Annotated in this window: 2 protein-coding genes; both read left to right on the forward strand. The window is 61.8% G+C overall.

The features are described from left to right. The first annotated feature begins 570 nt into the window (after positions 1-570). A complete protein-coding gene (locus DIE15_RS36375) occupies positions 571-2,646 on the forward strand; it encodes a molybdopterin-dependent oxidoreductase (RefSeq protein ID WP_124835859.1) in 2,076 nt (691 codons plus the stop codon). Between the two features lie 136 nt (positions 2,647-2,782). Continuing rightward, positions 2,783-4,456 carry a long-chain fatty acid--CoA ligase gene (locus DIE15_RS36380; protein WP_124835860.1) on the forward strand — a complete coding sequence of 558 codons (1,674 nt, stop codon included), beginning with the start codon at positions 2,783-2,785 and terminating at the stop codon, positions 4,454-4,456. The last annotated feature ends 153 nt before the right edge of the window (positions 4,457-4,609 follow it).

Consider the following 4,609-nt stretch of genomic DNA (forward strand, 5'->3'; position numbering starts at 1 on the left):
GACCGTGAAACGACTCTACGCCGATGATAGTGCGGATTCCCGTGTGAAAGTAGGTAATCGTCAGGCTCCCTAAGCCAGAAACCCCCGCCCGAAAGGCGGGGGTTTTTGCATTTGTGGCGCCGGAAAAGGAAAAGGGCGATGGCCGCGATGCGTTGGCTTGGTCGCTGGCGCCGGTGAGCGGAGGCGATCGACCAGATCGCCACTCGATGCAAATCGCTCGCAGTATCCCGACTGCGTTCAGACAATCGGATCTCGCCCGTTGTTGCTCGAGCCATAACGCATCGCTGCCACTTTCCATCATTCTGAGCCATTCACCGGCCTATTCGCTTCTATCCCCGGCCAAAGAGACCATTCGTGCTCCGCTCGGAGAAGCCACCGCCGGGGTGCCTCCCACGCTAACTCGACACCCATATCGTCGTAGCGTCAGTTGGAAGCCAGCCCAACGTCGATATCGACCGCTCTCCGTTCCCGCTTTTTGGGCCAAATAAACGGGAAAATCGAACAGAATGACGTCTTATTCGACCCGTCCACGTAAAATTTGCGAATCTCCACCCAGCCACATCCAGAACGATGAACGCCGCCACTCAGATAGCTCGGGCCGTTTGCCCGCACGATTGTCCGGATACGTGCGCCATGCGCGTGACTATCGAAAACGGTCGGGCAATCAAGGTAACGGGCGATCCCGATCATCCGCCCACACAAGGCGTGTTGTGTACGAAAGTGAGCCGCTATGCCGACCGCGTTCATCATCCCGACCGTCTCACCGTCCCGCTCAAGCGTGTCGGAATGAAGGGGGAGGGGCGTTTCGCGCCGATCAGCTGGAGCGAGGCGTTCGACGAGATCGGTCGTCGTCTCGGGGAAATCGCCGCGCGCGGGCCGGAGGCGATCGTGCCGTACAGCTATGCGGGAACAATGGGGCTGGTGCAGGGCGAAGGCATTGCGCAGCGGTTCTTCCACAAACTCGGCGCGTCACGGCTCGAGCGGGCAATCTGTGCCGCGGCTGGCGCGGCAGGGCTGCGCTATACCTATGGCGGAAGCGTCGGCATGCATCTCGAGCATTTCGAGGAAAGCGAGCTGATCCTGATCTGGGGTGCCAATCCGATCGCATCGAGCCTGCATTTCTGGACTCGTGCGCAGGAAGCCAAGCGTCGCGGCGCCCGTCTGGTCGCAATCGATCCCTATCGCTCGCTGACGGCGGAGAAATGTCATCAGCACATCGCACTGAAGCCAGGCACCGATGGTGCGTTCGCGCTCGGCATGATGCATGTGCTGATTACCGACGATCTGCTCGATCATGACTACATCGCGCAACATACGCTCGGCTTCGAGGCGCTCAAGGCGCGAGCCTTATCCTATCCGCCGGAGCGCGTGGCACAGATCTGCGGCATCGAAGCATCGGAACTGATCGAACTCACGCGTCGTTACGGCGCGACCCGCAAGGCATCGATCCGCCTCAATTACGGTATGCAGCGCGTACGCGGCGGCGGCAATGCCGTGCGCGCGATCGCGAGCCTGCCTGCGCTGACGGGCGCATGGCGCGATCGGGCGGGCGGGCTGCTGCTGTCGTCGTCGGAATCCGCACCGGTCGATCAGACGGCGCTGCAGCGCCCCGATCTGATACCCGGCTGGCCGAACAAGCTGCCGCGTATCATCAACATGAATGCGATCGGCGATGCGTTGCTGCATCCGGGCGACGCGACTTTCGGCCCGAAAGTCGAAGCGGTGATCGTCTACAACTCGAATCCGATTGCTGTCGCACCCGACTCGTCGAAAGTAGCCGCGGGGTTTGCACGCGAAGATCTGTTCACGGTCGTTCTCGAGCACTTCAAGACAGATACCGTTGATTTCGCCGACATTGTGTTGCCGGCCACAACCCAGCTCGAGCATCTCGACGTCCACAAGTCATATGGCCACACGTATGTGATGGCGAATCTGCCGGCGATTCCGCCGGTCGGCGACGCACGGCCGAACACTGAAATCTTTCGCGGCATTGCGCGCAGCATGGGGCTTGACGAGCCCGCGCTTTATCACAGCGACGAAGAGGTCGCGCAGGCTGCGCTCCGTTGGGACGATCCGGCGCTCGAAAGTGATTGGGAAACGTTGAAGCGCGCCGGCTGGCTGAAGCTCAAGGTGGCGGACGCGCCTTTCGCGAACGGCGGTTTCCGCACGCCGTCAGGCAAATGCGAGTTCTACAGCGGGCGACTCGAGCAGATGGGCCTGGACCCGGTGCCCGACTACCTGCCGCCGTTCGAATCGGAGGAGACCGCGCCCGAACTCGCCGCCCGCTATCCGCTCGCGATGATATCGCCGCCGGCCCGGCATTTCCTGAACAGCACGTTCGTCAACGTGGACAGCCTGCGCAGCACGGAAGGCCAGCCGCACCTCGACATGCATCCGGCCGATGCCGATGCGCGCGGCATCGCGGAGGGTGACGTCGTACGCATCTTCAACGATCGTGGATCGATGCAGGCGGTTGCGAGAGTGACTGATCGTGCGCGGGTGGGGCTCGTCGTCGGGTTGTCGATCTGGTGGAAGAAATTGTCGCCGGACGGGCGCAACGCGAACGAGGTGACGAGCCAGGCGCTGACCGATCTCGGCAACTCGGCGACGTTTTACGATTGCCTCGTTGAAGTTGAGCGGATTTGACCGAAGTTCGAGATATGATCAGATGAATTCATTCGAAAGTTCGAAGTGGGCATCTAACCCTGTTGTCTCGGGACGGGCGAGCCGCTACGATGCGTTTTAGCACGACCATTCGAAAATCTGTGAGGAGACGCGCGGTATGGACAAAATTTGGCTGAAATCGTACCCACCCGGCGTTCCAGCCGAAATTGACGCGTCCCCGTATCCTTCCATCCCGGATCTCCTTGACGAAAGCTTCAAGCAGTATCGCGACCGCAAGGCGTTCGTCTGCATGGGCAAGAGCATCACGTATGGCGAACTCGATGTGCTGTCGCGCCAGTTCGGCGCGTGGCTGCAGTCGCGCGGTCTGAAACGCGGCGCGCGCGTCGCGCTCATGATGCCGAACGTGCTGCAGTACCCGGTGGCGATCGTCGCGGTACTCCGCGCGGGCTACACCGTCGTCAACGTCAACCCGCTCTATACGCCGCGCGAGCTCGAACATCAGCTGAAGGACAGCGGGGTGGAAGCGATCGTCATCCTCGAGAATTTCGCGTCGACGCTGCAGGCCGTCATTGCCAATACCGCGGTCAAGCATGTCGTGGTCGCGTCGATGGGCGACCTGCTCGGCATCAAGGGCTGGCTCGTCAATTACGTCGTGCGCAACGTGAAGAAGATGGTGCCGGCCTGGCAGCTTCCGTCGTTCACGCGCTTCAAGGCCGCGCTGTCGGAAGGCGCGCGGCAGACCTTCAAGTCGCAGAAGCTCGGCCCCGATGACGTCGCGTTCCTCCAGTACACGGGTGGTACGACGGGTGTCGCGAAGGGCGCGACGCTCCTGCACCGGAACATCGTGTCGAACGTGCTGCAGGCCGGCGCGTGGCACCATCCCGCACACGAGAAGTACCCCGAGGTGAAGCAGTTCGTGACGGTTGTCGCGCTGCCGCTCTATCACGTGTTTGCGCTGACGGTCTGCGGTTTCCTGACGATGCGCACGGGCGGCATGGGTATCCTGATCCCGAATCCGCGCGACATCGGCGGCATGATCAAGGAGTTGAAGGGCTACCAGATCTCGACGATTCCGGCCGTCAACACGCTGTACAACGCACTGTTGAACCATCCCGAATTCAACCAGCTGGATCTTTCGAAGCTCGTGATCGCCAACGGCGGCGGCATGGCGATCCAGGAAGGCGTCGCCAAGCGCTGGTATGAGAAGACCCATACGGCGATCGTCGAAGGGTATGGCCTGTCTGAAACATCGCCGGTTGCGACCTGCAATCCCGTGACGGCGACCGAGTACAGCGGGACGATCGGTCTGCCGCTGCCGTCGACCGAGGTCGCGATCCGCGACGACGCGGGCAACGACGTCGCGCTCGGCGAGCCGGGCGAGATCTGCATCCGCGGGCCGCAGGTCATGGCAGGCTACTGGAACCGGCCGGAAGAGACCGCGAAGGTCATGTGCCCGGACGGTTTCTTCAAGACCGGCGACGTCGGCGTGATGGACGCGCGCGGTTACGTGAAGATCGTCGACCGGAAGAAAGACATGATCCTGGTATCCGGTTTCAACGTGTATCCGAACGAGGTAGAGGACGTGGTGGCGTCGCACCCGGGCGTGTTCGAGGTGGCGGCAGTCGGTGTGCCGGACGAGCACTCGGGCGAAGCCGTGAAGCTGTTCGTCGTGAAGAAGGATCCGGCGCTTACCGACAAGGACATCCTCGCGTACTGCAAGGAACGGCTCACCGGCTACAAGCGTCCGAAATTCGTCGAGTTCCGCACGGAGCTGCCGAAGACGAACGTCGGCAAGATCCTGCGGCGCGAATTGCGCGACGGACGCGCGTAACACCGAAGTCGAACGAACGAGCCCGGCCTGTGCCGGGCTTAATAGGATGGTCAGCCCGATCCTCACTCAGTGGACCACGCTGAGTGAGGATTTTGTCCTTCTGGAGGGCCATCATGGACACGGTATCGCTGATCGGAGTCGATCTCGGCAAGC

Source organism: Burkholderia sp. Bp9031, assembly GCF_003857965.1.
Lineage (GTDB): Bacteria > Pseudomonadota > Gammaproteobacteria > Burkholderiales > Burkholderiaceae > Burkholderia > Burkholderia ambifaria_A.

Coding starts and splice junctions, on each gene's coding strand:
- DIE15_RS36380 (WP_124835860.1), top strand. CDS start 2,783: ATGGACAAAATTTGGCTGAAATCGTACCCACCCGGCGTTCCAGCCGAA.
- DIE15_RS36375 (WP_124835859.1), top strand. CDS start 571: ATGAACGCCGCCACTCAGATAGCTCGGGCCGTTTGCCCGCACGATTGT.